3 protein-coding genes are annotated in these 4,696 nt (G+C 55.9%); 1 reads left to right on the top strand and 2 read right to left on the bottom strand.

Translation table 11 applies throughout. The annotated features are described in order from the left end of the window. Nucleotides 1-61 precede the first annotated feature (61 nt). Nucleotides 62-1,711 carry a malate dehydrogenase (quinone) gene (gene mqo / locus ENTMO_RS0116845; protein ID WP_010433443.1) on the bottom strand — a complete coding sequence of 550 codons (1,650 nt, stop codon included), beginning with the start codon at nucleotides 1,709-1,711 and terminating at the stop codon, nucleotides 62-64. Nucleotides 1,712-1,898: 187 nt separating this feature from the next. Between mqo and ENTMO_RS0116840 the strand changes: the two genes are divergently transcribed. Beyond that, nucleotides 1,899-3,188 carry a SulP family inorganic anion transporter gene (locus tag ENTMO_RS0116840; RefSeq protein ID WP_010433440.1) on the top strand — a complete coding sequence of 430 codons (1,290 nt, stop codon included), beginning with the start codon at nucleotides 1,899-1,901 and terminating at the stop codon, nucleotides 3,186-3,188. Here ENTMO_RS0116840 and mgtE read toward each other — a convergent pair. Further along, nucleotides 3,151-4,587, bottom strand: a complete 1,437-nt coding sequence (mgtE, locus tag ENTMO_RS0116835; RefSeq protein ID WP_010433439.1) for a magnesium transporter — start codon at nucleotides 4,585-4,587, stop codon at nucleotides 3,151-3,153. The genes ENTMO_RS0116840 and mgtE overlap by 38 nt on opposite strands. Between the last annotated feature and the right edge of the window lie 109 nt (nucleotides 4,588-4,696).

Here is a 4,696-nt window from a genome sequence, read left to right as displayed (position 1 = left end):
CCCACAGGGAGAGGGGGGAAATACCAAAAACGGCAACGTATGTTGCCGTTTTGCTTTTATCTTACAGCGCGATATCCGCAACCGGTTTGTTTTCCGCCTGAGGCTTCAGCTCCGCTTTTGGCGCAGCATCCGCCGCCTGTGGCTTCACGTATTGCAACTGCAGTACACGGCTGGTGTACTCCAGCTCCTGCTCCGTCGCATCCACGTTACCGTTCAGCTTCGTACCGTATGATGGAATAATGGTTTTCAGCTTCGCCTGCCATTCCGGGCTGGCGACTTTATCTTTAAACACTTTTTCCATCAGGTGCAGCATGATTGGCGCAGCGGTAGACGCACCCGGTGACGCACCCAGCAACGCGGCAATGGTGCCATCTTTATCGCTCACCACTTCGGTACCCAGACGCAGCACGCCGCCTTCTTTAGGATCGCGCTTGATGATTTGTACGCGCTGACCCGCCTGCCATAAACGCCAGTCTTCTTTCTTCGCCTGCGGATAGTACTCTTTCAGCGCCTCGAAACGATCGTCATCAGAGAGCATCACCTGGCTAATCAGGTATTTCACCAGATCGAAGTTATCCAGCCCCACGTCCATCATTGGCTTCACGTTAGAGGTGGTGGTTGCGCTGAGCAGATCCCACAGGGAGCCATTTTTCAGGAACTTGGTGGAGAACGTCGCGAACGGCCCGAACAGTACGACGCGTTTACCATCAAGCAGACGGGTGTCGATGTGCGGAACGGACATCGGTGGCGCGCCCACGGAAGCCTGACCGTACACTTTCGCCAGATGACGGTTCACCACTTCCGGGTTTTCAGAGACCAGGAACTGGCCGCCGACCGGGAAGCCCGCATAGTCGTCAGCTTCAGGAATACCGGACTCCTGCAGCAGCTTCAGCGCCGCACCGCCGGCACCGATGAAGACAAATTTCGCCTTGATCACGTGTTCGGCTTCATTGTTTTTCAGATCGGCAACGGTCACGCTCCAGCTGTTGTCCGCGTTGCGCTTAAAGCCGCGCACTTCGGTGCTGAGCTGCAGATTGAAGTTCTCTTTTTTCTTCAGAGACGCGACCAGCTGACGGGTAATTTCACCGTAGTTGACGTCAGTACCAATTTCGGTACGGGTCGCTGCCACTTTCTGATTCGGGTCACGACCTTCCATCACCAGCGGTGCCCACTCTTTGATCTGGGCATGATCTTCAGAGTATTTCATCCCGCGGAACAAGGTGCTCTGCTGCAGAGCGGCATAGCGCGCGCGCAGGAAGTTGACGTTCTGGTCGCCCCACACAAAGCTCATGTGCGGTACGGTGTTAATGAAGGAGTGCGGATCGTGCATCACGCCGCTGTTGACCTGGTGTGACCAGAACTGGCGTGAGATCTGGAACGCTTCGTTGATCTCTACCGCCTTCTCGATACTAATGGAACCGTCCTTTTTCTGCGGCGTATAGTTCAGTTCCATGAGTGCCGAGTGTCCGGTACCGGCGTTGTTCCAGCCGTTAGAGCTCTCCTGCGCCACGCCATCGAGGCGTTCAACCATGGTCATGGACCAGTCCGGCTGCAGTTCGTGCAGATAAGTTCCCAGCGTGGCGCTCATGATACCGCCACCAATTAATAGGACGTCCGTTTCCTGCTCTTTTGGTGCGTCTGCTTTCGCCGCCATTGAGACGGTGTTAAGCCCCACGGCCAGAGAAAAGAGCATGGCAGTCATTTTTTTCATAATTTATGCCTTAGTGTAAAAGTGCTTGATGCGTGGAAATTGCAGGTGAAAAAAGCTGCGGGGGCACGGTAACAACTTTTAAATATTGTTTAAAGGTTACGAAATTATTGTAATTGTGAAATTTAATGATGGATTGTTTGTAGGGGATTAGGCTGGCAACTGGCAATCACTGAATTTTGTGGATACTATGCTGCACTTTGTGATCGCGCGCACGGAAGCCTGCCCTAACCAGCGAACTGTTATGTCCTTACCTCATTCAGCTGTATCCCCCGAAGACCGCGTAGCCAACGTGCTGCGTTCCCCTAAGCTGCTGACGCGTGAAATGCTGGCGGGCGTGATCACCGCTCTGGCGCTGATCCCCGAGGTCATCTCATTTTCCGTGGTGGCGGGCGTTGACCCGAAGGTCAGCCTGATCGCCTCCGTGGTGTTGTGTCTTGCCCTGTCTGTACTCGGTGGTCGTCCGGCGATGGTCACGGCCGCGGCCGGTTCCGTGGCGCTGGTCATTGGCCCAATGGTGCATCAGCATGGCGTACAGTACATTCTTCCCGCCGTGCTGATGGCTGGCGTGATTCAGATTCTGTTTGGCGTACTGGGCATGGCAAGACTGATGCGCTTTATTCCCCAGTCGGTCATGACCGGGTTTGTTAACGCCCTGGGCATTTTGATCTTCTTCGCACAGGTGCCGCATTTCTGGAGCCGAAGCCCGCTGATTGTGGGCCTGTTCGTGCTGACGCTGCTGATCGTGCTGTGGGTGCCGCGCTATATCAAAAGCATCCCTTCCCCGCTGATTGCGATTGTGCTGTTAACCTTGTTCACCGTTTCAACCGGCCAAATCCTGCCGACCGTGGGCGATGAAGGCTCCATGAGCGGCGGTTTGCCGGGGCTTACCGAGCTGTTGGTTCCGCTCAATGTGCAGACGCTGAGCATTATCTGGCCGTGCGCGTTGAGCATCGCGTTTGTCGGCCTGCTGGAATCCCTGCTGACGGCAAAGCTGGTGGATGAGCTGACCGCAACGCCGTCAAGTAAACGCCGCGAAAGCATTGGATTAGGCGTCGGCAATATTCTGTCTGGTTTTTATGGCGGCATTGCGGGCTGCGCGATGATCGGACAAACCATCGTCAACGTGGAGATGGGCAAGGGCCGAAGCCGTATTTCAACGCTTGCGGCGGGCATCGTGCTGCTGATCCTGGTGACGGCGCTCAGCGAAGTGATGGCCAAAATCCCGATGGCGGTGCTCGCGGGGATCATGGCGATTGTCGCCGTTAAAACCTTCAGCTGGCATAGCCTTCAGCCTGCAACGGTAAAAAATGCCCCGATAGCGGAGACGGTGGTCATGCTGGTCACCGTTGCCGCCACGGTCTCAACCGGTAATCTGGCGATTGGCGTGCTGGGTGGGATTATCGTCATGGCACTGCTTCCCGCCCGCATTAAACGTCGGGCTACAGAAGAAAAATCGTCGCCAGCCCAAGAAAAATAAAGAAACCACCGGTATCGGTGATGGCGGTAATCATCACGCTCGACCCCACCGCGGGGTCGCGCCCCAGTTTGGTCATCGTCAGAGGGATAATCACGCCCATTATCGACGCCACCAGCAGGTTCAGCACCATCGCCAGCATCATTACGCCGCCCAGCGCCATATCGTCGTACAACCACCAGGTGATGCCGCCCATAATCCCGCCCCACACCAGGCCGTTAATTAACGCGACGCCCATCTCTCTAAAAATGAGCCACGAAAAGTTACCCGGCTGGATATTTTCCAGCGCCAGGGCGCGAACGATCATGGTTATCGTCTGGTTTCCGGTGTTACCACCAATCCCTGCGACGATCGGCATCAGCGAGGCGAGCGCCACCAGCTGTGAAATAGTGTGCTCAAAGCCGTCAATCACCCGAGAGGCGATAAACGCGGTACAGAGGTTAATGGCCAGCCACGCCCAGCGGGTTTTGACCGCTTTGCCCACGGACGCATGGACGTCATCTTCCGCGCTGATCCCACCGAGAGCACGTAAATCGTTATCGGTCTCTTCATAAACCACGTCAATGATTTCATCGATGGTCAGACGCCCCATCAGCTTGCCGACGGAATCCACTACCGCCGCGCTCACAAGGTCGTCACGTTCGAAGGTTCGTGCCGCTTTTTCCGCATCGTCTTCCGGGGAGAAGACCATCGGCTCGGTTTCCATCACCTCGCTCACCCGCCGCTGGGTACTGTTCAGCAGGATGGTTTTCAGCTCCAGCTCGCCGAGCAGAGTTTTGTCCCGGGAGGTAACGAACAGTTTATCGGTGTTGTCCGGCATGCTGCCCAGACGTCGCAAATAGCGCTGCACCGTACCGAGCGTGACGTCAGGACGCACCATGATGACGCCGAACTCCATGATCGCGCCGACGCTGTTTTTCTCGTAGTGCATCACCTGACGCACGCGCGCCCGCTCCTCCGCAGGCAGTGACGCCAGCAGGCGACCGGTCAGGTTTCGCGGCAGGTGCTGAACGAGGTAAATCTGCTCGTCGATATCCAGCGTTTGCAGGGCATCCAGGATATCGCGGTCGCTCATCTCATCGATCAGGTCGTCCCAGACGTTTTCCGACGCCTCAAGCAGCACCTGTCCGCGCTCGTGATCCTGCACCAGCCGCCACAGGGCGTGACGTTCTTCCGAGGGAAGCGCTTCGAGAGTATCCGCCAGATCCGGCGGGGGTAAATGAGCAACCAGCGCACCTACCTCAGCAATATCGTCGGCTAAGGTGCCGACATCATATTGCTCAGCCAGGGTCAGTTTGCCTAATAACGCAGAAGTGACCGCTTTATCGGTCGTGAGAAGCCAGATAAGTCGCGCACGCTCCTGGTCACGCTTTCTGGCGCTGTTTTTCTTTAATACCGACATCAATCATAAATCCATTAAATGAGTTGGCATTAAGCATAGCGCGGGGATATGTAAATAAGAATAAACAACGGGGCGGGATGGAGAAAAAATCGCCACTACGGCCACGATC

The organism is Enterobacter mori LMG 25706 (assembly GCF_000211415.1).
GTDB lineage: Bacteria > Pseudomonadota > Gammaproteobacteria > Enterobacterales > Enterobacteriaceae > Enterobacter > Enterobacter mori.
This window is presented reverse-complemented; position numbering and strand designations above follow the sequence as displayed.

Coding starts and splice junctions, on each gene's coding strand:
- ENTMO_RS0116840 (WP_010433440.1), top strand. CDS start 1,899: ATGCTGCACTTTGTGATCGCGCGCACGGAAGCCTGCCCTAACCAGCGA.
- mgtE (WP_010433439.1), bottom strand. CDS start 4,587: ATGTCGGTATTAAAGAAAAACAGCGCCAGAAAGCGTGACCAGGAGCGT.
- mqo (WP_010433443.1), bottom strand. CDS start 1,711: ATGAAAAAAATGACTGCCATGCTCTTTTCTCTGGCCGTGGGGCTTAAC.